This is a genomic window from Streptomyces sp. NPDC059909, from assembly GCF_042730885.1.
Taxonomy (GTDB): Bacteria; Actinomycetota; Actinomycetes; order Streptomycetales; family Streptomycetaceae; genus Streptomyces.
Window position 1 is genome coordinate 17028 of sequence record NZ_JBHWKX010000066.1, and the last position, 24605, is coordinate 41632.

Sequence of the window (24605 nt, forward strand, 5' to 3'; positions counted from 1 at the left end):
GGACCGGGGCGGGAGCGGCGACGCGGGGCGAGGCGGGGCGGGGCGGGGCGGGGCGGGGCGGGGCGGGGCGGGGCGGGGCGGGGCGGTCGCGCCGCCGTCCCGGGTGACATCCCCTCGTGACCGAAGTCCCTCACCTCGGCCGGGCGCTCGCGGCAGGAGCGAGAGGCCTCGCGCCGGCCGTCTTTGCGGCGCCCTCGGCACCGGCCGTCTCCGCGGCCTCCTCGGTGCCGGGTGTGCGGCGCCGCCTGAGCGCATGGGCCGCCAGGGCCAGCGCGCCGACGGCGAGGAAGGCCATGCCCTCGCAGACCACCGCGGTCCAGCCATGCCGTTCGAACAGCGCGAGGGCGAGGGCGGAGCCGATCGCGCCGGCGGCGAACTGGAAGAAGATGTAAAGGGTGTTGAGCCTGGCGCGTACGGGGGCGGGCCCGGTGAAGACGCGGGCCTGGTTGGCTGTCTGGGCGCTGGTGGTGCCGTAGCCCAGCAGGTTGCCACCGATCACGAGGGCCGCAACGGAGTCGCCCGCGAGGAGGAAGACGGTGAAGGCGGCGCCGGCGGAGGTCAGGGCGATGACGTTGACGGTGTCGGGGCCGTAGCGGTCGGTGAGCCGGCCGGAGTAGCGGGCGGCCAGGGCGCCGGGCACGCTGCTGAGGCCGAAGAGGCCGGCCGCCGCCGGCCCGAGCCCAAGTGGCTGCTGGGACAGGTGGAAGGCCAGCGTGGCCCAGTACGCGGAGAAGGCCGCGAAGCCCGCCGCGCCGAGAACCGCGGACAGGCGCAGGGAGGCGTGCCGGACGATCAGCGGCGGCATGGACGCGAGCAGCTTCAGGTAGCTGGTCCTGTCCTGGCCGGCGCCCGGCCTGTGTTCCGGCATGTACCGGGGCAGGACGAGCAGCAGGGCGGCGGTGGCGGCCGCGGCGGCGAAGTAGCCGGCGCGCCATGTCCCGGTCGCTTCCGCGAGGACTCCGGAGACGGTACGGGAGAGCAGCGCGCCCATGGTCAGTCCGATACCCACGGCGCCCAGGGCCCGCCCCGCCCGGCCGTGCGCGGCCATCGAGGCGACGGTCGGCATGATGACCTGCGGCAGCACGGTGGTGACCGACAGGACGAGGGTCGCCGCGCTCAGCAGGGTGATCGAGGGGGCCAGGGCTCCGGCGAGCAGGGCCAGCGCGGTGACGGTGAGCAGGACTCGGGCGATCCTGCGCAGCCGGGCGCGGTCGGCGAGGGGAACGACCGCGACGATGCCCAGGGCGTAGCCGATCTGGCCGGCCGTGGCGACGGCGCCTGCCGCCGTGGAGGAGACGCCCAGCCCCTGCGCGATCCGTTCGAGAAGCGGCTGGGTGAAGTAGATGTTGGAGACGGTGACGGCGGTGGCGATGGCGAAGACGGGGATGGTGCCGCGCTTCACGCCCGGGACGGTGGACAGTGCGCTCATGAGGGGCTCTTACGGGGGCAGAAGGGCAGGACGAACGGGGACGGGCCGGCAGGACGAGGGAGAGGGAGGGAGAAGGAGAGGCGCGAGGGATACGAGCCCCTGGTGCGGGCGGGCGTCGGCCGCCCGCACCGCGCCGCGGGCGCCGGTGCGGTGCGGGCCCGGCGGCGTGGGAGGCGCCGGAGGCGGTGTGTCGTCGCCGCGGTGCGGGCGGTCGCGCAGGCCGCTCCCCCAGGCAGTCACCCGGCCTGGATCACGCCTGTGCTTCCTTGATGGCGGTGACGAGCTCTCGCGTGGTGACGATGGCGTGGGCGTAGGTGGGGCCGTTCAGCTCGTGGGCGGCGTGCATCATCTCGGGCTGGAAGGCGGCGGTGGCGTCGCGGACCAGCGTCACGTGGTAGCCCAGCTCCATGGCGTATCGGCCGGTGGTCTCGATGCAGGTGTTCGCCAGCAGGCCGACGACCGCCACGTGGGTGATGCCGTGCTGCCTCAGCTGGAGGTCCAGGTCGGTGTTGGCGAACCCGCTTGCCCCCCAGTGCTCATGGGCGACGATGTCGCCCTCCTGCGGCTGGAAGTCGGGATGGAACTGACCGCCCCAGGTCCCTTGGGCGAAGTGGCGCCACTTCTGGATCTTTTGCTGCGTGGGGCTCGGGTGGGCCCAGGTCTCGTAGTCGCCCGGCTGCCAGCGGCGGTGCGGGACGAACACCACGCGCACGCCGGCCTCGCGGGCGGAGCCGACCACGGAGCGCAGGTTGTCCAGCAGGCCGACCTCCTTCGCCACGGCCTCCAGCCGCGGCCAGACCTTGCCGCCCTCGGAGAGGAAGTCGTTGTAGGGATCGACCAGCAGAACCGCCGTGCGGCGGGGGTCGTAGGTCTCGGTCATGTTTTCTCCTCGTACAGATCTGGATGTTTGACATCATCCAGATATCAGGATTACCTCCGTCATCCTCGAAGTCAAGAACCGGCAGCTCACATCCCCCGGCTGCCTCCAGGTGTATGATGTGCATCATCCAGCTGGTTGCGGCATGTGCCGCTCCTCGAAGGGAAGGCCTGATATGGGGCACTCGCAAGCGGAGAAGGCGGCGTCCCGCGAGCGCGTGCTGCGCATCGCGGCCCGCAAGGTCCGCGCGGAGGGCGTGAGCCGTCCCGGCATCGCGGACCTGATGAAGGAAGCGGGACTGACACACGGCGGCTTCTACAAGCACTTCGCCTCCCGCGACGACCTGATCGCCCAGGCCTCGGCCGCGGCCCTGGCCGAGGGCTCGGCGAAGATGGAGAGGGCCGCGCGCAAGAACGAGCAGGATCCGCGGGCCGGCCTCGTCGACGCCTACCTCGGAAAAATGCACCGCGACTCGCCGGCCACCGGCTGCGCGCTGGTCACGCTCGGCGCCGCCGCCGGGCGCAGCGACCAGCACTTCAAAGAGGCCTACGAAAAGCAGGTCCGCACCTACCTGGACCTGCTCACCGGCCTCGACGACGACTCCGGCGCCTTCGGCGACGACTTTGAACAGGCCCGGGCCGAGGCGATGCTCACCCTCAGCGCCCTGGTCGGCGCCACGCTCATGTCCCGCGCCGTGGCCGACCCCGCCTTCTCCGACGAACTGCTGGAGACGGTCGCCGGCCGGCTCAAGCAGCACGGGTCACGGGCCTCCGCCGCCTGACGTACGCCGCGGCGGGCCGGACGCAGTGTCACGAGGACGCCGGGCCGGGGCGCCTCGCGTGTCCGGGGTCCGTCTCGGAGCGGCCCGGGATCGTGCCGGTTCCCGGTTGCCGTCCGGAGCCGTTGCGTGCGCCGTGGAGGCAGGCGGGGCTGGTCGATGCGGCTGTCGCCCCGATCGAAGTGCCCGCCGTGTTCGCGGCTTCGCGGATCTGCGGGAGCCCTTCCTTATCCGGGCAGGGGCCCGGCTATGGCGCCGCCCTCGCCCCCACCGTCCGGGACCGGTTGCGTGACACGCTCAGCAAGGCCCTGCCCACGCGGCCGGACGGGTCGATCGCGTTCCGCCCGCGCCGGGCCGTCAGGGGCCGGCGGCCGGGGCTCGGCGGGCGCCGAGGCGAGCAGGTCCGATGCAGCACGGCGTACGGGCGCGGCGAGAGGGGACCGAATGCCTGCGGGCATCCCTGGCCCACGCCCGCGCGAACTCCCTGGACGAACTCGCCGACGGCTCCTCACAACGCCCGCGGCTCCTCCTGCCGGGCCGACGACATCGCCCTGCTCACCGAATACGGTTCCGGGTCACGGCGCCGAGAAGAGCCTGAGGCACCTGAGGAAGGACCCTGCACACCCGGCCGCCACCCTCGCCTGCCCTGTCCGTTGAACCCTGCTCGGCAAACTCCCCCGCGCGCACGGGCAGTACGAGCTCCCGGCCCGATGACCGGTCAGCCGGCAGGACAACTGCGACCGGCCGTCGTACCCAGGCGTGGACGCCAGCGGGTCAGTAATCCGGTCGCCTGACGGCGACACCCTGCGTGCGTGAAAATCGGTGTGTGGCCGTCCGGCGGACGTCGTGTCGCCGCACCGGCCGGGCCAGGCAGACCTGACGCCTGGTCAGCCAGCTCAACCAACTCGGCTACCAAGCGACCCTCCAAGCAGAAGGAGCTGCCTGACCAGCGGCTACGGAAAACAGGACGGGGGATTTTCGAATCAGGCGGCGGGGAAGGGGAAGGTGAGAACGGCGCCGCCGCCCGCTTTGACCGTCTCCACGGCTGCCTGGTGGACGGCTCTGCCGGTGGCCTCGTCGGCTGCGGGTACGGGGCTGCCCTGCATGGCGTACCACTCGGTCGCTCCGGTGTGCTGGACGGTCACCTGGGCCAGGCCGTCGATCCAGGCGGTGTGGACCGTCAGGTCTCCGGTGATCGGGCCTCCCTCGGTGGTCATCACGCCGCCCGAGCCGGCGATGATTCCCTGGGTGGTCCATGTCGCCCAGGTATCCACGGCGCCTCCGCAACAGTGCCTCATATCGAGCGATATCGGTGGGTTTGACCCATCCTCTCCGGATCCGCGGCCGAACGCCCGAAGGCCGCTCGCCCCGGGCGTGGCGTCGAGGACGCGGGCGGCGGGGCGCGTGCGGGTCAGGCGGTGCGGGGACTGCCGCTCGGCACCGGCGTGGCCGCGGTGCCCGGCCGGTTGGCCGCCGCCGAGGCGGGGGCGGGTGTGGGGGTGGTCTCCTCCTGCGGAGTGCAGGTGACCTTGTCGCGGGGCGTGTAGTGGGTGTGGAAGTTCTCGCGCCCGACTTCCTTGCCGCCCTGGACGAAGATGCGGCCCACCGCGACGTCGAAGCCTTCGAGGGGGGTCTGGACCTCGCAGGTGGGGCCGCTGCCGGTGCGGGTGGAGGGCTGCGTGATGTGGGTGCGCGGGCCCTTGGTCGCGCGTATCTCGTCGTACATCCTGGTGCCGAGGAAGGTGATGGTCACCGAGGTGTCGGTGGAGTGGGCCTGGACGTAGAGGGCGTGGTCGAGGGTGTTGGTGAAGCGCAGGTCGAGGGTGCCCCAGACGACGGTGGCTTCGCGGCCTTCGGGATAGCGCTCGATGTAGAAGGAGTGGGCGCCGTACTCCACGGGTTTGACGCCGGCGAAGAACATGGCGTTGAACATGGTGGTGGCGACGGCGGAGACGCCGCCGCCGGGTGACTTCTCGTACTGACCGTTGTTGATGATGATGCCGTCGACGAAGCCGTTCTCCCTGGTGCGTTCGCCGACCCTCTTGTTGAAGCTCCACTCCTGTCCGGGCAGGACGAGGGAGCCGTTGATGAGTTCGACGGCGCGGCCGATGTTGGTGCTGCGGTAGGGGGCGGCCGGGAAGTTGACGGTGAAGGAGGAGACCTTCTCCTTGATGCCGAGCTGCCCGACGCGCTGGTCGGTGAGGTCCGGCTGGATGGGGGTGGTGGCGATCGGGCCGGTGCGCGCCGCCGGGCCGGTGCGGGCCAGCAGGGGCCGCACGGCGTCGCCGAGCGCCTGCTCGGTGACGCGGTGCCCGGTGCGGGCCGGTTCGTCCACCACGACACGGTCGTCGCCGGTGAGCCGGAGTTCGGCGTCCTTGGCGGCCGGTGCGGCCTGTGCGAGCGCGCGGGCGACGGCGGGGTCGGCGAGCAGACCCCTGGCGTCGAGGTCCCATGCGAGGCGGCCCTTGCTGTCGGGCTTCATCGTCAGATGGCCGGCGAGGGTGGCGGGGCCGATGGATATGCGGGTGCCGGCGAGGGTGAGGGTGACGGGGCCGGAGAGAGCGGGCCGGGCGAAGGTGTTCATGGCCCGCTCCACCTCGCTCTGCCCGATCCGCGGCTGTGTCCGCTTGACCGGGAGCACCACGGGGCGGGCGCCGGTGGTGGTGCGGGAATAGGCCTCGCGCAGGGTGCCCACGGCCTGGTCGGTGTTCAGGGCGATGCCGGTCTTGGGGGCGTGGGCGGTGGCGGTGCCGCCCTCGAAGGAGATGGCCCCGTCGCGGACCTGCTGCCCGGCGGCCGCGCCGATGCGGGCGAGCGCGGCCCGGGTCCTGGTCTCGTCCATGCGTATCACCGGCTCGATGTCCTGGCCCTCGGGGGCGAAGAGGCGGCCGATGGCGGTGAGCGGACCGGATCCTGCGCGGGCGGCCTCACCGGCGGTCGCGGCCGTATCGAGGGACAGCCCGAGCGCCTGGGGGTCGGCCTTCTCGGTCCGGTCCCCGATCTTCAGGGCGACCGGCGCCGCGAAGGCCGGCGCGAGCCTGCGGTCCAGCACCTGCTGGGCCTCGGTGCGGCTCATGCCGCCGATGCCGACCCCGTCCACCCGGGTGCCCTCGGGGATGTCGCCGGCCGCCAGCCCGGCGGCGTAGAGGCCGCCCACCGCCAGCAGGGCGGCCCCGCCCGCGATCGGCAGAGCGATCCGCCAGGCACCCATGCCCAGGCCCATACCCAGGCCCGTGCCCGTGCCCGTGCCGGTGGTGCGGGGTGCGCGTCGCATATCTCTCCCAGGGGCGCCGGCCGGCCGGACAGGCGCTCGGGGGCCGCCAGAACAGCCCGATGTACGTGGATTCGCCCCAAATGATTCGGCAAAACAGGCAAAAAGTGATCAAAATGTGACTGTTTTCACGGCGTGGGGGCGCCCTCGCAAAGGTGCCGACGCCGGCCGGCAGCGATCCGGAGCCCGCCCGCCGAAACGCTGTATCAGCCGTCAGCCGATCCGGCCGACGTGGATGACCACGACGGTGACGGTGGCCTCCGTGATCTCGTAAAGCACCCGATAGCGGCCCACATGCATCCGGCGCAGGTCGGCGGAGCCGTACTCGGCACTACCCTCCGGTCGCGGCTGGCCGGCGAGCAGATCAACAGCGTCCATCAGCTGCCGTAAGCCCTCAGGGTCGTCCTTCAGGAACCGGGCGGCGGCGCCGATGGCCGCTTCATCCCAGATGATCGCGTACGTCACGAACCGCTCTCCAGCCCAAGCCTGGCCCGCACGTCTGCATGCGGCACGCCCGCGGCCTTGCCGGACGCCTGTCGCTCGCGGTACAGCGCCAGCGCGAGGGCGTCCTCGAGGTCAGCCAACTCCTGCGGATTGATCAGGACCGCCGCAGGCTGCCCGTGATCCGTGATGGTGATGCGCTCGCGGGCGTGCGACGCCCGGCGTACCAGCGACCCGAATCGGGCGCGCGCCTCAGTGATCGGAAAAGTGTCACTCATGCACAGAACTGTACACTTCTCGCCGCTGGCTAGGCAGTGCCTCCTCCTGCAGGCTTGTCCGAGCCGTCCGCCCTCGCCTCGGCAGTCCCTTCCACTCCCGTCCCTCGATGGCCTGTCGGCTCCAGCCGTTCACTGAGTTTCAGCGAATCTCAGTGATTCACCCGTTACCGGGCGAAGGCCCCCGTCTCATTCGATCCCTGGGGGGATCGATGCGGGGTAGACGCTTCACGGCCACCTGCCCCGCGAGGCGGGGTCTTACGGTCGGCTCCACGTCCGTTTTCTGTCTCCGGGCCACTCCCGGCGACGTGCCGCTTCACCAGCGCGGCGAGGTTGAGTGCTGCGTTCTCGTCCCGGTCGATGACGAGTCCGCAGTGTTCGCACACGTACGTCCGTACCCCAAGAGGCAGTTTGGGTTTCACTGCCTGGCATCCGGAACACGTCTTGCTGCTGGGGTACCAGCGGCCGGCGACTTCGAGCCGGCCGCCGTTCCACACGGTTTTGCAGGCGAGCTTGCGGCGGATCTCTGCGAAGGCGGCATCGGCGACGACGCGGGCGAGCTTGCGGTTCTTGAGCATCCCGGCGACATTGAGGTCTTCCACCACGACCGTGCCGTACGCGCGGGCCAGGTGGGTCGTCAGCTTGTGCAGGGCATCGGCCCGCAGGCAGGCGGTGCGGTAGTGGACACGGTTGCGCGCGGCGTTCGCCCTGCGCCATCGGTTCGACGGCTTCTGCCCGGTGCGCCGGTCGGGCCCCTGCTTGCGGGAGACCGCCCCATCCGCCCTGTAGAGAACGGGGCATTGGAGCGAACTCACTTCCCGAGGGACGAGCTGGCCCGTACGGCGGGATCCGCCGGGTTCATGCGCGAACTCCACCGCGAGCCGGGACGCCGCCGGGATGGGATTCGACATGGTGGTTCTTTTGCGGTGCTGTTTCTCAGGACGAGGCGGCCGACAGTTCGGCTTCACGTCGCCGGGTTCTGCCGTCGACCAGTTCGGCGAGGTCGGCGAGGTGGGGGTGGCGGGTGATGTCCTTCAGGGACACCGCCCGGTCCAGGGCGATGGCCAGCTTCACCGCGGACAGGGAGGTGCCGCCGCGGTCGAAGAAGTGGTCGCTGCGCCCGATCTGGTCCCGCGGGATGCCGAGCACCTTGGCCCAGGCGGCCGCCAGCCGTTCCTCGGCCGCAGAGCCCGGGGCCTCGTGGCCGTCATCGTCCTGGACGGCAAAGGCGTCGAGTTCCGCGGCGAGCGCGGTCAGCCTCTTCTTGTCGATCTTGCCGTTCGGGGTGAGCGGGAGGCTGTCCTGCCAGTGGAACGCGGAGGGAACCATGTAGCCGGGCAGCGATGCGCCGAGCTGGTCCTGCAGGACGCCGGTATCGATCGGGCGGGGGCCGGAGCAGAAGGCGACCAGGTGCTTGCTGTGGTCGGCGCGCTCGGCGACCACCACCGCCCCGTCACGCACCCCGGGCACCCGCAGCAGGGTGTTCTCGATCTCGCCGATCTCGATCCGGAACCCCCGGATCTTCACCTGCGTGTCCCGGCGCCCGAGGAACTCCAGCTTCCCGCCCGGCTGCCAGCGGCCGAAGTCACCACTGCGATACAACCGCTCACCCGGCCGGTGCGGATCGGGCACAAAAGCCGCCCTCGTGCGCTCCGGGTCGTTCACATACCCCCGGCCCACACACACCCCGGAGAACACGATCTCACCCGGCGCTCCCAGCGGTACCGGGGCCAGGTGGTCGTCGACGACGTAGACCTGCACGTTGTTCACCGGCCGGCCCAGCAGGACCTTCTGCGGCGTGTGGTCCATCACCTCGTGGTTGGTGTCGTCCGAGGTCTCGGTCAGCCCGTAGGCGTTGACCAGGCGGACCGACGGCATCGCGGCGAACCAGCGCTCGGCCAGCTCCTTCTTCAGCGCCTCACCCGTGACCGACACGCAGTGCAGGTCGGTCAGTTCGCGCGGGTGCCGCTCCAGATCCGACAGGACGGCTTCGAGGTAGGAGGGCACGACCTGCAGCACACTGACGTTGCCCTCGATGAGGGTGTCGAGGAAGCGGGGGACGTCGAGGATCACCTCCTGCTCGATCAGCAGGGTCCGGCCGCCCACCAGCAGTCCGGCGATCAGCTGCCACAGGGAGATGTCGAAACACTGCGGCGCCGTCTGCGCCACCACCGTGCCCTCACCCACACCCAGATCGTCGATCTTGGCGAACAGATGGTTCAGCAGCCCCGCGTGCTCACACATCGCGCCCTTCGGCTCCCCCGTGGAGCCGGACGTGAAATAGATGTAGGCCAGCTGGCCGGGGGCCACGCTGAGGCCGAGGTCACTCTCGGCGTGGTCATCCCAGCAGGCCGCGTCGACGAAGAGCTTCTGGACACCCGAATCGAGGGCCTCATCGAGTGTGCCGGTGCTGCCCGCTTCGGTCAGCACCACGGTGCAGCCGGCGCGGACAAGCGTCGCGGCAATCCGGTCGGCGGGGAAAGACGGCTCGATCGGCAGGTAGACGCCCCCGGCCTTGAAGACTGCAAGGACCGCGGCGAGCCAGTCCAGGTTGCGTTCGGTCACGACCGCGACCACGTCCTCGCGGCCCAGCCCCCGCGCCAGCAGGGCGCGTGCCAGCCGGTTCGCCCGGGCGTTCAGCTCCCCGTACGACCACACCCGCCCTGCGCACACCGCCGCCACCGCATCCGGACACACCCGCACCCGCTCCTCGAACAACTCGTGCACCCGCAGGTCCGGCAGCTCCCGGCACGGTCCGGCGAGGCCTTCGAGCTGGAAGCGGAGCTCCTCGGCGGACAGCACACTCTGCCGCCCGTGCTCCGCATCCGGGTCGGCGGCGATCAGCGCGAGCGCGGTCAGGTGGTAGCCGGCGATCCGCACCGCGTACTCGCCGTCCAGCACCTCGGCCCGATACCGCAACCGCAGCACCAGCCCGCTGCCCCGCTGCGCGAACCCCACCCCCAGCACGATGCCCCCGCCGAGATCACCGCCCACCCCGGCCGGATCGAAGACCGTCTCGAACGCCGGACCGGCCAGGCCCAGCTCGTGTGCGAGGTCGTCGACGGGATGGTCTGGGTGCGCCAGCAGCTTCGACTCGGCCCGGCGGGTGTGGTGCAGCAGCTCCCGCCACGAGCCGGGTGTGCTGGTCAGCGGGCAGGGCAGGGGCGGCCCGCCTTCCGTGGCGGCGTAGCCGGCCGTGACGTCGTGTTCGCCGGACAGTGCCGCAAGGACCTTGGCATGTGCGGCCAGCAGCATCGTGCCGAGGGGTATCACCAGGTTCCCGGCCAGTTGGCACAGGGCCGTGACGACGTCGCCGGGGACGTGTGCCTCGTATACGGCAACGCCTCGGGTCGCCGGGCCGGGCGCTGTCCACCGCGGGATCGCGGTGGAACCGCCGGCCGTCAGCACACCGCGCCAGAACTCCCGGCCGGACTCCATGCCCCTCACGTGCGTTTGCCTCGTCATGGTGTTTCCTCTGCTGTGCTGGTGGTGTGATGCGTGGTCAGCCGGCCGCTGCCGGGGCAGCGTTGACGCCGCTGCGGCCGTCGGCGCGGTGGCCGTCGGTGCGGTGGCCGTCGGTGGTGCTGTGGCCGTCGGTGCGGTGGCCGTCGGTGGTGCTGTGGCCGTCGGTGCGGTGGTCGGTGGGATCGTCGGTGCGGTGGCCGGTGCGGTGGTCGCCTTCCGCCGGGCGGGGCTGTGTCTGGCGGGCGGGGCCGGTCGCGGGCAGGGGCCGGGCCGGGTTTGCGCCCCACCGGGCGTGCGCCGGGACTTCCTCGCCCTTCATGAGGAAGGAATCCGCGGCGAGCACCGCGCCGTCGCCGATCGTCACGCCGTAGTGGACGAAGGCACCCACGCCGAGCGTCACGCCGGCGCCGAGTGTGGTGCGGTCGGACTTGAAGGCGCCGTCCTCCTGCGAGTGGCACTGGATGACCGTGCCCGCGTTCAGCGTGCAGTCGTCCCCGATGGTGACGAGCGTCCGCTCCGGGAAGAAGCCGCCGTCGTCGAAGACCCGCCGGCCGATCCGGACACCGAGCATCCGCCAGACCACGCTCTTGAACGGGGTGCCGTCGAAGGCCTGGATGTAGTCGGGCGAGGCCATCTTCCAGAAGCGTTCGTGCCGCCAGAAGGAGGGCTCGTAGATCGAGCAGTACAGCGGCTTGAGGGCCCTGAAGCCCCGGCCTGCCCGTTCGACCAGCACGAAGTAGACGGCCGTGAACAGCAGGGTGAGGACACTCGCCAGCGCGATCACCGGCGCGCCGAAGGAGGGGTACAGGCGCGCGGCGCCCATGGCAATGAGGGTGATGACGAAGAAATGGATCCACCGCACCAGCACGTACAGCACCGCGGTGAGGGCGTTGTGCCGGTTCTTGGCGGCGAGACGGCGGCGCAGCTCCTCCCCGCCGGCCAGGTGGTTGAACTTGTTGTCGCGCATCACGGTGCGCGGGATCTCGAAGCTGGGCGAGCCCAGCAGGCCCACCCCCTGCCGCAGGGGGCCGTCGATGGGGACCATGACCTTCGTCGCGAGCAGGCAGTCGTCACCGACCCGGGCCCGGGCGGGGTAGGCGATGCGGTTCCCGAGGAAGCTGCGCTCCCCGATCGAGACCGGGGACACGCAAAAGGACGTGCTCGAGACCTCGGCGTTGATGATCGACAGCCCGTCGGCGACCATCGTCTGGTTGCCGACCGTGCTCAGATACGGGCTGTCGTGCTTGACCTCCGTGCCGAAGTTCGACCCGGTCTGCTCCACCCCTCGCAGGCCGTACCCGAGGCAGCGCAGATAGTGGACGATCGCGGAGCTGTCCCCGAAGAGGGTGGTGAAGAACTTCCGGTTGGTCATCAGCGTGATCGCCCGCTGGATGCCGTAGTGGAAGCCGTAGAGCGGATAGACCCTGTCCGGCCTGATGAACAGGTTCAGCAGGCGCGGCACCGTGACCACGACGGTAAGGCCCGCGAGCACGGCGCCGAAGAACAGCACGAGGGACAGCACCGCCGCGTCGAGGACGAACGCCCCGCCGGTGAAGGCCGCCGTCGAAAAGTGGTCGGGGGCCAGGGACTGCGGCAGGGCGGCCCGGAGGATGCTCACACCGCCCATCGCCAGCGGCAGGTGCACGGCCAGCAGCATCAGCAGCTGCCCGGCGCTGTAGAGGGCCCGGCGCAGCGGGCCGCAGCCGGCGGCGGTGAGGGCGGGGGGCCGGTAGTCCACGTCGGCCGGCTGCGCCGGGGAGCCGTGCCACCGCTCACCGGCCGGGACCGCCTGCCCCGGGTGCAGCGAGGAGGCGTGGCCCAGCTGGGCCCCGTCGCCCATCTGCGTGCCGATGTCGAGGACCGTCTGCTCGCAGACGAGCACATCCCGGCCCAGGGTGACGGGCCCGGTGAGGATCATGCCGGCCTCGGCCCGGTAGCCGGACAGCAGCACGTCCTTACGGATCACCGTGCCGTCGCCGATGGTGAGCAGGTCGGTGCACACGGGCACCTGCGTGGAGAAGACCGCCACCCCGCGCCCGATCCTCGCGCCCAGCGCCCGCAGATACAGCACATACAGCGGCGAGGCGGTCAGCAGACGCATCGGGCTGGTCCGCAGCAGGGTCTTCACCAGCCACAAACGCAGATACGCCAGGGACCAGACCGGGAACTCGCCAGGCTTCCAGCGGCCGATGAGGACCCACTTCGCCAGGACCGGCAGCCCGCACAGACCCAGAAAGCCGGCACCGCCGAAGACGACCGCCCGCAGGTAGACACCCAGGGGGCCGGAGGCGTCCGCCACCCACGCACAGCCCCGGGTGGCGGCAAGGGCGGCGAGGCAGGAGTACCCGATGAACAGCACGAACTGCCAGACACCGCACACGACGTACCCGCCGGTGCCGCCGCTACGGCTACGGCGGGCACGGGGGGTGCGGGGGGCACGGGGGGTGCGGGGGGCCGTGGCGCGCCCGAAGGCCGGTGCCGCCACCCCCACGGTCACCTCCCCGGCCGGCACCGGGGCCGACGGGACGGGCGCCTGCACCGGCACCGAGGCCGGCCCGTCGGCCGGCGCGTCGGCCTCGGTGCCGGCCGGCGAGGGGGCAGGCGAGGGGGCAGCGGCCACCGCGCTCGCGGCGGCCGTGAGCGCGGTGGCCAGGCTGCGGACCGTGGGATGCCGGTAGATGTCCTTCATCGACACCGACGGCAGGTCCGCCCGCTTCCTGACCCGGGCACAGAACTGGGCCATCACCAGCGAGTCGGCGCCCAGGTCATGGAAGAAGTGACGGTCCAGCGGCACCTCCTCGACGCGCACGACCCCGGCCAGCACCCCGGCCAGCACCCCGGCCAGCGCCCCGGCCGGCGCCCCGGCCGGCAGCCGCGCGGTACCGCCCGCCTCCCCGCCGTCGCCGTACTCGCCCTCGCGCCTGCCGCCGTACGCGTCGTCCGGGACGGCCGAAGCCGGCGGCGGATCTGCGGTCAGAACCTCGACGGATTTCCCTGTCACGTGAGCTCCTTGAAGACGTTCCGCTCAGCAGCAGAAAACGCCCGGTCTTTGTGGTTGCCGTTGACATGAGGGCTCCCCTTTTCCGCTTTTCCCGCTCCCGGAAGGCCTGCGTCTTCAGGGACGCATGCCGGATGCCCGCCCCTCCAGTAGGCCCGGCAGGCCGCGCCCCTGTCCTGCCCCTGAAATTCGGAACTTGACACCGAAAGAAGGCCTTGGTAATCGGCCGCCGTTGCCGGTCGGGGCCGGCGGACATCAGACACGACGGATGGGCAGGCAGGCGGCAGGCCCCAGAGCGTGGCCGCGGCAGTCACGCCGTAGCGGCCACGCCCCACCGGGGCCGGACTGCGGCGGCGGGCCGCACCCGGCAGGCCACGCACGGCGGGCCGCGTACGGGCCGCGTACGGGCCGCGTACGGGCCGGAAACCGCAAGGCGCAGTCCCCGTCCTCGCCGGGTGCTGGGGGGCCGGTTCAGCCCCGCCCCGCCGCGGCCGCATTCGCCTATCCGACGTCGCGGAATGCGTCAAGTCCCGAATTCCGGTGGCATGACAGCACTGCCGGGACAGGGCGTACTGGAGGTGTTCCGGCGAGTCGCGCCTTCGTGTCTTGCCGGCGAGACCCGACTTCTTCCATGAGCCGCAGAACCGGCACGGCAACGCGGCCGAAAAGAATTGGCGCTCTGCCGCAGCCGAGGAGGCGATCGTGCCTGTCATATCCGTCCCCCAGGATTTCAACGAGGACGAGCTCTACGTCGACGTCGAGGCGGTGTTCGGACATCCGCTGTTCCTCAAGTGCGAGGGCTTCAACTTTGCCGGCTCGATCAAACTCAAGGCCGCCGCGGAAATGGTCGAGGCCGCCGAACGCGACGGTCTGCTGACCCGGGACTCGGTCCTGGTCGAGTCCTCCTCGGGCAACCTGGGCGTGGCCCTGAGCATGATCGCCGCGAGCAAGGGCTACCGGTTCGTGTGCGTGACCGACTCCCGCTGCAACCTGGCCACCCGGCTGCTCATGGAGGCCCTGGGCAGCGAGGTCCACGTCATCGCCAAGCCCGCCGCCGAGGGCGGCTTCCTCGGTGCGCGCATCGACCACGTCCGCAAGCTCGTCGCCTCCAGCGGCCGCTACGTGTGGCTCAACCAGTACACCAACCCCCACAACGGCATGGCCCACTACCGCACCACAGCCCCGGCCATCGCCCGGCAGTTCCCCGGCCTGGACGTGCTGTTCGTCGGCGCCGGCACCACCGGAACCCTGATGGGCTGCGCACGCTACTTCCGCCAGTGGCACCCCCGGGTGCGCATCGTGGCCGTCGACAGCGTCGGCTCGGTGACCTTCGGAGGCGCCCCGGGCCGGCGGATGATCCCCGGCCTGGGCACCAGCGTCCGCCCGCCGCTGCTGGATGCGTCCCTGGTGGACGAGGTGGTGCACGTGAAGGAGGCCGACACCGTCCGGGCCTGCCACCGCCTGGCCCGGCGCGGGTTCCTCTTCGGCGGCTCCACCGGCACGGTGGTCAGCGGCGCGATCGACTGGCTGTCCCGCCAGGAGGACCCGTCACTGACCGCGGTCGCCATCGCCCCGGACCTGGGCGAGCGGTACCTGGAGACCATCTACCAGACCAACTGGGTCCAGGAACTGTACGGCGAGGACGCCCTCGACTCCCCCACACTGACCGCACCCTCCCCGGCCGCCTGACTCGAAAATCCCCCGTCCCGTGTCCGTAGCCGCTGGTCAGGCAGCTCCTTCTGCTTGGAGGGTCACTTGGTAGCCGAGCTGGTTGAGCTGGCTCACCAGGCGCCGGGTCTGCCTGGCCCGGCCGGTGCGGCGACACGACGTCCGCCGGACGACCACACACCGATTTTCACGCACGCAGGGTGTCGCCGTCAGGCGACCGGATTACTGACCCCCACCACCCACCGCGGTCACACGGCCGCCGCCATCCCCGTGGCCGCCCCGGGGCCCAAAGGCCTGGTACGGGCCGCGCGTCCGCCACCATGCGCCGCCGGCCCGGAAGGCTGTCACCGGCCTCCACCGGCACCGTCTCGAGACCAGCATCGCCTCCTCGCGCCGCGCCGGCATCCCCCTGGCCCGCGCCGGACCACATGCAGCCGCGGCCCCCCTGCCGCCCAGCCCCACATCCACCGGATCCAGGCCGGTGAAAGCGGTGAACTCGCCGGTGGCCCTCACCCCCACCGCCCACCACCCCCCGGCCCCGCTGGCCGAGGTCCGCCGGGAAAAGGGGGCCCACGGACGCCTCGCTCTGCCCGGGCGTCAGGACGCCGGGAGAGTATTCACCAACCACCCGATCGGCATCCGTCGCCGCCCAGGGCCCCGGAATGGGACTCCCGCCCCCCACCCGGCACAAGACGGTCCATCTCGCCGCCGGCGACGACGAAGTAGCCGGGTGAGGTCCGATGAACATGCCCGAGCTCGTGGAGCAGTGGAGCAATGACGCCAACGGCCCCCGGCCGCCTGCCCCGTGCGGGCAGGCGGCCGGGGGCAGGCGGCGGGATGAACCGTTGGGCGAAGCTGAAATTGCCGACGGGTGCGGCATTCAAGGTGCCGATGGGCGGAAGTGGAATCGCCCCGCTGGGTGTGGTCCCAGCGGGGCGATTGCGGGCGAGGTGTCGCGCCCCTCGGCAAGGTGCCGGTGTCAGTGAGTGTTCTGCGGCTGTTGCCGACTGTGCTGGTCATCATCGGCAGCGCCGTTCGTGTCTGTGGGGGGCCGGACAGTGAAATTCAGTCCACGCGTTCGGTTTTGGGCGAACATCGGTGGTTGCGTCTTTTGGGTGGCGACCGGCTACCTGTTGGTGATGCAGGACCCTGTCTTCGAGGGCGCCTGGCGGTGGATCCCCTGGATCGGCGCTGTGCTCGGGTTTCTGGGTGCGTGGCGGGGGGCGTATGTGGCGAGGCAAGACAGACTCTCTTCTGAGTGAGTGAATGCCGAGACTGTGTCAGTCGAGGACTTCGGTGACCGCAAACTGGGCGGCTTTCTCGTCGACGAGTGACGTGCCGGCGGCGAATGTGGCGACGAGGGATTGCAGGCAGAGGTTGTTGACCGCGCGGGGGAAGCCGCGCGAGGTGGTGTGGATCAGGGTGACGGCGTCGTCGGTGAACAGCCGGCCGCTTCGGCCGGCGAGACCGAGGTGGTGCTTGATGCAGCCGGCGGTCCCGGTGGAGGTGATGCCGGGCATCGTGCAGCGCAGGGCGGTCCGCTGTTCGAGGGCGGCGAGGACCGCGACTTTCATGGTCCGCCGCAAGGTCGGCCGGCCGACCAGCAGGCAGGACACCGGTGAGTCCTGGACCATGGCTGTGTTCGTCAGCATCCGGATGGCTTCGAGTTGTTCGTAGGACAGCAGATGGGCTTGTTCAGGACCAGAACCGGGGCGGCCGCGTTCCTCACGCTCGCCGGCCGGCGCCAGACCGGTCTGTGCGGTGAGCCGAGCCGAGGCGGAAGGGCTACCGGCCGAAGGCGGTGACGATCGCCTCGTGGATGCCACGGACCCCGATCATGGGGTTGGGCAGGTAGATCACGGTGTGTGTCGACGGGTCGATGCCGTGCAGGACGGTGCGGACGCAGACGGTCCTGCCAGCGCCGACCTCGCCGGTGACCACGCCGATCGAGCGTTCGCAGATGCACCAGGTGATGCGGGCGACGGCTTCGTTGCGGGACGCGTGGCGGTGCAGCATGCCCGGGGGCGAGGCCGCGGCCGAAGGGCGTCCGGGTGAATCCGCATTCTCTGAACTTCCTGCGCCAAAAGTCGTGTTGCTCGGAAGAGAGGATCAATCCGGTTCCGGTGGACGGGTCTGGTGGGGAACGGCGCCGGGGCTGGTGATCGTGGGGATGCCAAGGTCGACAACACCGCGGCTGGCGCGCCGGTCGAGCTGGACGAGTTTCTCCTCAGCGCCGGCGAGGCTGACCTGGAGTCCTTCGACCTCGCCGGGCCAGCCTTCCCGCTCGGCCTCAGCGATGCGGGCGAGGAGGTTGTCACAGATCTCGACGAGCCGGTCGCGCTGTGCGGGGTCGGGCCAGAGCATCGGGCAGCGGACACAGGCTTCTTTGAACCAACTCCGGAAGGTGCTGAGCGTCAGCGGTTCGCCACGCGCCCGCGTCCGGCCAGGTCGCGTCAACCGTGGCCGAGGAGTTCCTCGCGCCGGGCCAGCGCCCACGCGCGCTCCTCCTCGATGTCCGGGATGAAGTTCTGCCGCAGGAATACCGCCCAGGGGTCCGCGCCGAGCGGGCCCAGGCGCGCTATCCGCTCGGTCTCCTCGCATTGCAACCGCGCCAGCGCGTCCAGCACGTCGGCTGGGTCCGCGCCGTAGGTGCCGCAGAGCAGCCGCAGCCGTCGCGCCAACGGCGCGCCGCCTTTGCCGTAGCCGACCCTGCGCTGACGGTCGGGAAGCCGCAAAGGCACGCTGTACCAGGCAAGTTGTGCGAGGTCGTCCAATGCCTCACCGGGGATGGCCAGGTCCCAGTCAATGACGCCCACCAGGCGGTCGTCCGCCCAGACCGAGTTCCAGCTCGTGAGGTCGCCGTGGCGCATGATCAGCCCGGGCCGCCAGCGGGCGTCTGGGTCGCACCAGACGGCCTGGGACGAGGGCCGGAAGTCGCGTACCGCCTCGTGGTAGTCGCGCAGCCACCGCCCGAGCGCGGTGACGCCCTCGTCCGCGAGGAGCGCCCGTGGCCACGGGTACAGCCCGACTTCGCCGCGCAGCAGCGACACCACCTCGTGGCCGTCCACGGGACCGTCACCCAGGGCGCGCGGCACGCCAGCGAATCCCACCTGCTCCAGGTGGCGCAGTAGTTCCCGCACCGCGGGGGTCCACACGCGCCAGGGCCTGAGGATGGTCTCGCCCTCACGGCGCACCGTCGACAGGCCGCCGCGCATCGATTCACCGTCCTGGATCATGGTGGAATCCTAGTGAGCGGCGGAATCCTGGGCCTGGGCGCGGTACCACTTCCGGCAGGCTCCAGGCGCGGGAACTGGGCCGGGTCGGGCGGTGCACGGTGCTTCTCTGAACTTGCCGGTTGCATGGTGATCGAGTCAGGAAAGTTCTCACTCGCGGTTGAGTTCGTGGTAGGCCCGAAAGCCGAAGAAGCGCAGGCCGTCGTTCAATGCTCCAGACTTGATCTCCTGCAAGGTCCAGGGGTGGCCGGAATAGTCGTCGGTCGCCACGCCTCCGTGCTCAAACAACAGCTCGACCAGTTGGTGAACCTCTAAGGTGCCGTCGATTCGTGCGGAGATGTCAATCTGCACTGCCCAGATGGGGCAATGCCCGAGGGCCGTCTCCAGGGCCCGGCGCAGGGGTCCCTCGCTCCGCCGCCGCGGCATCCGCCGGCAGCACCGGGAAAAGAGTCCCCGACTCACCCCGAGAACACGTCAGTTGTGCTTCTTGAGGACGACGACCAGCTTGGTCTTCCCCTTCTTGAAGACAATCTTGAGCTTGCTCTTCTTGCCCTCGTCACGGTCGTGGTGGCCATGGCCCTCGTGATGGGACACCACCGTGGTGACGGTACCGGCCTGCGGCGCGGCAGCCGGGGCAGCGAACGCACCGGAGGGCAGCAGCGCACCTCCCGCAGCCAGAGCGGTCGAAGCAGTGAGCATCACAAAACGCTGCGTACGGGACGTGCGAGCCATGGGAAATTCTCCTCCGCTGAAAAAAAAGGGGGGGTCGAAAAGAAAAAAGGGGGGGGAATCTGTCTGCCGAACATCCCGCCCGCCGAAAAAACGGGGGGGACGCGGCACCAACGCCGTCGTGGACGATGCGGGTGGATCACCCGTCACTGCGTGACCCGATGCCTCAATTAAGCCCCCGGACAAGCCAACCCCGTCATGCCGCTGAAATCCGGGACTTGACAGACGCGACCCGCCCCGACAGGCGGCGCGGGACATCGCCGGTCGCCCGCGCATGACCGGCGGACAGGCGGCACACCGGCACGAACAGCCGCCGTCCGGCACACCCCGGCACATCCCGGCCCCCGGCCGGGCACCACCCGCCCCCGCCCCCGCCCCGGCCCCGGCCCCGGCCCCGGCCCGGGGGCACACCGGCCCGTTCCACAAACGCCCACGACACCCGGCCCAAACACACCAGCGCCTGACCAAGACACCAGGCACCAGGCGCGCGCCACGACGGCAGCCTCACCCAGAACAGGCCCCCGGGCAGAGCCGCCCGCACCACAGCCCAGCAAGAACGCCAGACGGGCCGGCTCGGCGGTACCGCCGACACCGAGCCCAACCCGGACACCGCGCAGCCGGGCACCGACCGTGTCCTGCGACAGCCCCACACGGCAGGCCGCGCCCGACGGCACCCACACCCCTGGGCCACACACCCCAGCCTCCCCCACACCCGGCGCCGGCACAGACCACACACAAACCACGGACACAGGCCAAAACGACGACAGCGGCCACCCACACCCAGCACGGGCGCAAGACCCACGCGACCCCCTTCACCACATCGGTCAGGCCACCACCCCCCACCCCCAAAAAAACAGCACACACATCCCCAAACAAGAACATCCAGCCCACACCACGCGGAAAGGCCCCGACCCCGCTCCACACCCCGGCACCCTTCCCGAACCCTCCTTCATCCACCCCGGCCGGCCGACAGAGCCCCGCCCGACCCCACCAGACCCCAGACACCGCCCTCCGCCCTCCGCCCCCAGGCCGCCTGCAGCCCGGGCAAGCAAGCCGCCGACAGCACAGGCGAGCAAGCCGCCGACAGCCTGGCCGAGCGAGCCGCCGACAGCACAGGCCCGCGGCACAGGCCCCCACCCCCTCCCCCTCCCCCACGACCCGCCCACTCCGCCCCGGCCCGCACCGGACCGGGGCGGGGCGGGCCGCCCGGTCCGCCACGGCCGCCGGCCCGGTGCCTGGTGACAGCGCCGCGTTGGTGCTCCATGCCCCGCAGGATCATGCTTGTCACAAGAGCCCTGGCCGCGCAGCATCCCGTGGGACAGCGGGCACGAAGAAACTAGCGAGGGCGAGATGAGCGGCGACGAGCGACTTCCCACCCCTCCCGGCAAGCCGCCCGACGAGGCGGACACCCTGCCCGAACCCCCCTGCACCACCACGGCCACGGCCACCGTCAACGAGCAGGGCATCGTAACGGGCTGGAGCGAAGGCGCCCGGCGCCTCCTCGGCTACGAACCCACACAGGTCATCGGCCACCCCGCCGCCCGCCTGCTCGCCGACGACACCACCGCCCCCGCCCGCCACCACACAGCCGGAAAACAGCGCTGGAACGGCACCGTGGCACTGCGCCACCACGACGGCCACCGACTCGAACAGAAACTCCTCGCACACCGCCGCACCCCACACGACGGCACCGCCGAATGGCTCCTCGTATCCGCCATCACCCAACCCCCCACCCCCACCCCCACACACCAGACACCAAGCCGACCACCCCAACCACACACCCCCCACCAACCAAACGAACCAAACCCACAGGGCCCACCTCCCGAACCAACCCGGCCGGGCGAGCCTCAGGAACCAGGCGGGCCGAGCGAACCGACCGGGCAGGGCGGGCCAAGCCGGCCAGGCGCACCGAACCCACAGGGCGCACCTCCCGAACCGACCCGGCAGGGCGCACCAACCGGCCCGGGCGGGCCAAGCCGGCCAGGCGCACCTCAGGACCCGGGCGGGCCGAGCCCGCCAGGCGCACCGAACCAGCAGGGCGAACCGAGCGGGCCGAGCCCGCCAGGCGCACCGAACCCACAGGACGCACCTCCCGAACCGACCCGGCAGGGCGCACCAACCGGCCCGAGCGGGCCGAGCCGGCCAGGCGCACCTCAGGAACCGGGTGAACCGGGCGCACCGACCGGGCAGGGCGGGCCGGGCGGGTCCTGGGATCCGGGCGGGCCGGGCGGGCCGGGCGGGCCTGGGGACTGGAGGGCATGGGCGTTCACCCAGAGTCCCTGCATCCTGGCCGTCTTCGACGCCGGCCTGCGGCTGACCGCAGCGAACACCGGCATGGAGCGCGCGCTCTCACTCACCGAGGCCGACATGCGCGGGCTGCGTCTGGTCGACATCGCACCAGGCCCCGCAAGCGAGGAAACCGAGCGGGCGATGCACCAGGTACTGCAAAACGGCGAGCCGCAATCGCTCCAGACCTTCGCCGGCCCCACCGGACCCTCACCCCAGCACGGCTGGTCGACCACACTCACCGCCCTGCACGACCAGGCACACCACCCCCGCGCGGTATGCCTGACCGCCCACCACCGGCCCCAGGAACACCTGGCCCGGCAACGGATGATCATCAGCGAGGCCGGCGCCCGCATCGGCACCACCCTGGACATCGCCCGCACCGCACAGGAACTCACCGACATCGCCGTCCAGCACCTCGCCGACTTCGCCGCCGTCGACCTGCTGCCCACACACGGCGACGAACCCCCCACCCCACCCACCAAAGACGTGCGCCTGCGCCGCGCCGCCGTCCGCTCGGTCCTCCAAGGCAGCCCCGAATCCCTCGTCGCCGTCGGCGAAACCAGCACCTACCCCGAACTCTCCCCCGTGGCCGAATGCCTGACCAAAGGCCGCGCAGCACTGTACGAGACGACCAGCCCCGCACTCGCCCGCTGGGCCGGACAAGACCCCCGAGCCGCCCGCATCCGCGAATACGGCACCCACAGCCTGATGGTCATCCCCCTACGCGCCCGCGGCATCACCCTCGGCGCCGCCCTCCTCAGCCGCCACCAACGCCCCGACCCCTTCACCCCCGACGACCTGCAACTCGCCGAAGAACTCACCAACCGCGCAGCCCTCAGCATCCACAACGCCCGCCGCTACACCCGCGAACGCACCACCACCATGACCCTCCAACGCAGCCTCCTCCCCCACACCCTCCCCGACCAGGCCGCCCTCGAAATCGCCTCCCGCTACCTGCCCGCCGGCACCCGCGCCGGCGTCGGCGGCGACTGGTTCGACGTCATCCCCCTCTCCGGCGCCCGCGTCGCCCTCGTCGTCGGCGACGTCGTCGGCCACGGCATCCGCGCCTCCGCCACCATGGGCCGCCTACGCACCGCCGTACGCACCCTCGCCGACGTCGACCTGCCCCCCGACGAACTCCTCACCCACCTCGACGACCTCGTCATCCACCTCTCCGCCGACGAAGCCACCACCGACGACACCCCCGAAACCGCCTCCGGCATCGGCACCACCTGCCTCTACGCCGTCTACGACCCCATCACCCGCCACTGCACCCTCGCCCGCGCCGGCCACCCCCCACCCGCCATCGTCACCCCCACCGGCAACGTCTACCTCCTCGACATCCCCCCCGGCCCCCCACTCGGCCTCGGCGGCCTCCCCTTCGAAACCACCGAAACCGACCTCCCCGAAGGCAGCCTCCTCACCCTCTACACCGACGGCCTCCTCCAACCCCACCACCACGACATCGACAACGCCCTCGACAACATGTTCCAAGCCCTCACCCACCCCACCCCCACCCTCGACACCCTCTGCGACCACGTCCTCGCCACCGTCCTCACCCACCACCCCGACGACGACATCGCCCTCCTCATCGCCCGCACCCGCGCCCTCAACCCCCACCACGTCGCCACCTGGACCCTCCCCCCCGACCCCGCCATCGTCGCCCAAGCCCGCACCCACGCCACCACCCAACTCACCACCTGGGGACTCACCCACACCACCTTCCCCACCGAACTCATCGTCAGCGAACTCGTCACCAACGCCATCCGCTACGGCCACCCCCCCATCCAACTCCGCATGATCCACGACACCACCACCCTCACCTGCGAAGTCACCGACACCAGCAACACCACCCCCCACATGCGCCGCGCCCGCACCTACGACGAAGGAGGCCGCGGCCTCCTCCTCATCGCCCAACTCGCCCAACGCTGGGGCACCCGACACCACCCCACCGGCAAAACCATCTGGACCGAACAAACCCTCACCCCCACACCCACCCCACACCCATAAACCCCCACCCCCCGCGCGGCAGTGGGGAGCCGCCCCGTGTTCTATTACCTGCTCAAGTACGTCCTTCTGGGGCCGCTACTGCGGCTGGTGTTCCGACCGCGGACCGAGGGACTTGAGCATGTTCCGGCACAGGGCGCGGCAATCGTCGCCGGGAACCACCTGTCGCTCGCGGACCCCCTTTTCATGCCCGCGGTCCTGAAACGACGCATCACCTTCCTGGCCAAAGCCGAATACTTCACAGCGCCGGGCCTCACAGGCCGCCTCACCGCGTCATTCCTCCGCCACGCCGGGCAAATTCCCGTGGACAGGTCGGGCAGGGCGGCAGGGCAGGCGGCGATCCGAGAGGGGCTGGGGATACTGGCGAAGGGAGAGCTGCTCGCGATCTACCCGGAGGGCACGCGCTCCCCCGACGGCCGGCTGTACAAGGGCAAGGTCGGGGTCGCGATGATGGCGCTGGCCGCACAGGTGCCGGTGATCCCGTGCGCGATGGTGGGGACGTTCGAGATCCGGCCTCCGGGCGGGGTCCTGCCGAGGATCCGGCCGGTCGCGATCCGTTTCGGGGAACCGCTGGAGTTCTCGCGCTTCGCGGGGATGGAGCACGACAGGACGGTCCTGCGGGCCGTCACCGACGAGGTCATGTACGCGATCCTGGGGCTGTCGGGCCAGGAGTACGTGGACCGGTACGCGGCCGACGTGAAGGCCGGACAGACGAAGGAACGGCGGGGCTGAGGCCCCCGCCGTTCCGGCTGCGGTCCGTCCGGACGGCCGCCCCCGCAAGGGACAGGCCGTATACCCTCGCTCTCCGCCTCCAAGGCGTCCTCCCAGGGCCCGGATTTGACGGCGTCAAGCGGTTCACCCAGATCGCGGCCGACGCCTCGGGCCACAACAGCTGCCACCCGCTCCGCCTCTGGGGGGCGACTCCCGAGGCCGCCGCGTCGCCCAGCAGGCCCTGCGGGAAGGCGGCCGAGGGGGCGGACGGCGAGGCCGCGGACAGCGGCTCGCAGGCAAACCACCCGCCAGCCGCGTCCCCAACCTCACAAGGCGATACACCTAGGAGCGTGTCTCGGTAACGGGCCACTGGCCGGGAGGTCGTGATGGGCGGGATCGGTCGTGGTCGCCCGGTCAGCGCCTATGGGGCCGAT

19 protein-coding genes are annotated in these 24605 nt (G+C 71.1%); 4 read left to right on the top strand and 15 right to left on the bottom strand.

Translation table 11 applies throughout. The annotated features are described in order from the left end of the window. Window positions 1–130: 130 nt before the first annotated feature. Window positions 131–1429 carry an MFS transporter gene (locus ACFV9O_RS31660; RefSeq protein ID WP_385423866.1) on the bottom strand — a complete coding sequence of 433 codons (1299 nt, stop codon included), beginning with the start codon at window positions 1427–1429 and terminating at the stop codon, window positions 131–133. A 250-nt stretch (window positions 1430–1679) separates the two neighbouring features. Next, window positions 1680–2309 (bottom strand): isochorismatase family cysteine hydrolase, encoded by a 630-nt coding sequence (locus tag ACFV9O_RS31665; protein ID WP_385423868.1) that lies wholly within the window; start codon window positions 2307–2309, stop codon window positions 1680–1682. A gap of 172 nt (window positions 2310–2481) precedes the next feature. Here ACFV9O_RS31665 and ACFV9O_RS31670 point away from each other — a divergent pair, with 172 nt between their 5' ends. After that, entirely contained in the window at window positions 2482–3087 is a 606-nt protein-coding gene (locus ACFV9O_RS31670; protein ID WP_385423870.1) for a TetR/AcrR family transcriptional regulator, read from the top strand. Window positions 3088–4067: 980 nt separating this feature from the next. On the opposite strand, the gene ACFV9O_RS31675 is transcribed toward ACFV9O_RS31670, so the two are convergent. From ACFV9O_RS31675 to ACFV9O_RS31705, 7 genes are all read right to left on the bottom strand, one after another. Further along, window positions 4068–4358 (bottom strand): hypothetical protein, encoded by a 291-nt coding sequence (locus ACFV9O_RS31675; protein WP_385423872.1) that lies wholly within the window; start codon window positions 4356–4358, stop codon window positions 4068–4070. A gap of 137 nt (window positions 4359–4495) precedes the next feature. After that, window positions 4496–6358 (bottom strand): VanW family protein, encoded by a 1863-nt coding sequence (locus tag ACFV9O_RS31680; protein WP_385423874.1) that lies wholly within the window; start codon window positions 6356–6358, stop codon window positions 4496–4498. 210 nt (window positions 6359–6568) lie between these two features. Next, entirely contained in the window at window positions 6569–6820 is a 252-nt protein-coding gene (locus ACFV9O_RS31685; protein ID WP_385423876.1) for a type II toxin-antitoxin system RelE/ParE family toxin, read from the bottom strand. Further along, the gene (locus tag ACFV9O_RS31690) at window positions 6817–7074 is read right to left on the bottom strand and encodes a type II toxin-antitoxin system Phd/YefM family antitoxin (RefSeq protein WP_385423878.1); all 258 of its coding nucleotides are present in this window, start codon (window positions 7072–7074) and stop codon (window positions 6817–6819) included. The genes ACFV9O_RS31685 and ACFV9O_RS31690 overlap by 4 nt, the downstream gene beginning before the upstream one ends. Window positions 7075–7238: 164 nt before the next feature. Continuing rightward, the gene (locus ACFV9O_RS31695; protein ID WP_385423880.1) at window positions 7239–7982 is read right to left on the bottom strand and encodes an RNA-guided endonuclease TnpB family protein; all 744 of its coding nucleotides are present in this window, start codon (window positions 7980–7982) and stop codon (window positions 7239–7241) included. A 25-nt stretch (window positions 7983–8007) separates the two neighbouring features. Beyond that, window positions 8008–10536 carry an amino acid adenylation domain-containing protein gene (locus ACFV9O_RS31700; RefSeq protein WP_385423882.1) on the bottom strand — a complete coding sequence of 843 codons (2529 nt, stop codon included), beginning with the start codon at window positions 10534–10536 and terminating at the stop codon, window positions 8008–8010. 37 nt (window positions 10537–10573) lie between these two features. Continuing rightward, window positions 10574–13345, bottom strand: coding sequence for a Pls/PosA family non-ribosomal peptide synthetase (locus tag ACFV9O_RS31705; RefSeq protein WP_385423904.1), 2772 nt, complete (start codon window positions 13343–13345; stop codon window positions 10574–10576). 891 nt (window positions 13346–14236) lie between these two features. Here ACFV9O_RS31705 and sbnA point away from each other — a divergent pair. Beyond that, on the top strand, window positions 14237–15223 hold the full coding sequence (gene sbnA, locus ACFV9O_RS31710) for a 2,3-diaminopropionate biosynthesis protein SbnA (RefSeq protein WP_385423884.1): 987 nt from the start codon (window positions 14237–14239) through the stop codon (window positions 15221–15223). Between the two features lie 1259 nt (window positions 15224–16482). Here sbnA and ACFV9O_RS31715 read toward each other — a convergent pair. The 6 genes from ACFV9O_RS31715 to ACFV9O_RS31740 all read right to left on the bottom strand — a co-directional run bounded on the left by ACFV9O_RS31715 (window position 16483) and on the right by ACFV9O_RS31740 (window position 19167). Next, window positions 16483–16854, bottom strand: a complete 372-nt coding sequence (locus ACFV9O_RS31715) for a hypothetical protein (RefSeq protein ID WP_385423886.1) — start codon at window positions 16852–16854, stop codon at window positions 16483–16485. 133 nt (window positions 16855–16987) lie between these two features. After that, entirely contained in the window at window positions 16988–17218 is a 231-nt protein-coding gene (locus ACFV9O_RS31720; RefSeq protein WP_385423888.1) for an AAA family ATPase, read from the bottom strand. Between the two features lie 93 nt (window positions 17219–17311). Beyond that, window positions 17312–17566 (bottom strand): hypothetical protein, encoded by a 255-nt coding sequence (locus ACFV9O_RS31725; RefSeq protein WP_385423890.1) that lies wholly within the window; start codon window positions 17564–17566, stop codon window positions 17312–17314. Window positions 17567–17655: 89 nt separating this feature from the next. Further along, window positions 17656–18438, bottom strand: coding sequence for a phosphotransferase (locus tag ACFV9O_RS31730; RefSeq protein ID WP_385423892.1), 783 nt, complete (start codon window positions 18436–18438; stop codon window positions 17656–17658). A 147-nt stretch (window positions 18439–18585) separates the two neighbouring features. Beyond that, entirely contained in the window at window positions 18586–18786 is a 201-nt protein-coding gene (locus ACFV9O_RS31735) for a hypothetical protein (RefSeq protein ID WP_385423894.1), read from the bottom strand. Between the two features lie 123 nt (window positions 18787–18909). Next, the gene (locus ACFV9O_RS31740) at window positions 18910–19167 is read right to left on the bottom strand and encodes a hypothetical protein (RefSeq protein ID WP_385423896.1); all 258 of its coding nucleotides are present in this window, start codon (window positions 19165–19167) and stop codon (window positions 18910–18912) included. Window positions 19168–20514: 1347 nt separating this feature from the next. Here ACFV9O_RS31740 and ACFV9O_RS31745 point away from each other — a divergent pair. Next, window positions 20515–23463 (top strand): SpoIIE family protein phosphatase, encoded by a 2949-nt coding sequence (locus tag ACFV9O_RS31745; protein WP_385423897.1) that lies wholly within the window; start codon window positions 20515–20517, stop codon window positions 23461–23463. A 36-nt stretch (window positions 23464–23499) separates the two neighbouring features. Beyond that, window positions 23500–24192, top strand: a complete 693-nt coding sequence (locus tag ACFV9O_RS31750; RefSeq protein ID WP_385423898.1) for a lysophospholipid acyltransferase family protein — start codon at window positions 23500–23502, stop codon at window positions 24190–24192. Window positions 24193–24605 lie beyond the last annotated feature (413 nt).

Coding starts and splice junctions, on each gene's coding strand:
- ACFV9O_RS31665 (WP_385423868.1), bottom strand. CDS start 2,309: ATGACCGAGACCTACGACCCCCGCCGCACGGCGGTTCTGCTGGTCGAT.
- ACFV9O_RS31745 (WP_385423897.1), top strand. CDS start 20,515: ATGAGCGGCGACGAGCGACTTCCCACCCCTCCCGGCAAGCCGCCCGAC.
- ACFV9O_RS31715 (WP_385423886.1), bottom strand. CDS start 16,854: ATGCTGACGAACACAGCCATGGTCCAGGACTCACCGGTGTCCTGCCTG.
- ACFV9O_RS31700 (WP_385423882.1), bottom strand. CDS start 10,536: ATGACGAGGCAAACGCACGTGAGGGGCATGGAGTCCGGCCGGGAGTTC.
- ACFV9O_RS31670 (WP_385423870.1), top strand. CDS start 2,482: ATGGGGCACTCGCAAGCGGAGAAGGCGGCGTCCCGCGAGCGCGTGCTG.
- ACFV9O_RS31740 (WP_385423896.1), bottom strand. CDS start 19,167: ATGGCTCGCACGTCCCGTACGCAGCGTTTTGTGATGCTCACTGCTTCG.
- ACFV9O_RS31660 (WP_385423866.1), bottom strand. CDS start 1,429: ATGAGCGCACTGTCCACCGTCCCGGGCGTGAAGCGCGGCACCATCCCC.
- ACFV9O_RS31690 (WP_385423878.1), bottom strand. CDS start 7,074: ATGAGTGACACTTTTCCGATCACTGAGGCGCGCGCCCGATTCGGGTCG.
- ACFV9O_RS31720 (WP_385423888.1), bottom strand. CDS start 17,218: ATGCTGCACCGCCACGCGTCCCGCAACGAAGCCGTCGCCCGCATCACC.
- ACFV9O_RS31725 (WP_385423890.1), bottom strand. CDS start 17,566: ATGCTCTGGCCCGACCCCGCACAGCGCGACCGGCTCGTCGAGATCTGT.
- ACFV9O_RS31730 (WP_385423892.1), bottom strand. CDS start 18,438: ATGATCCAGGACGGTGAATCGATGCGCGGCGGCCTGTCGACGGTGCGC.
- ACFV9O_RS31680 (WP_385423874.1), bottom strand. CDS start 6,358: ATGCGACGCGCACCCCGCACCACCGGCACGGGCACGGGCACGGGCCTG.
- ACFV9O_RS31695 (WP_385423880.1), bottom strand. CDS start 7,982: ATGTCGAATCCCATCCCGGCGGCGTCCCGGCTCGCGGTGGAGTTCGCG.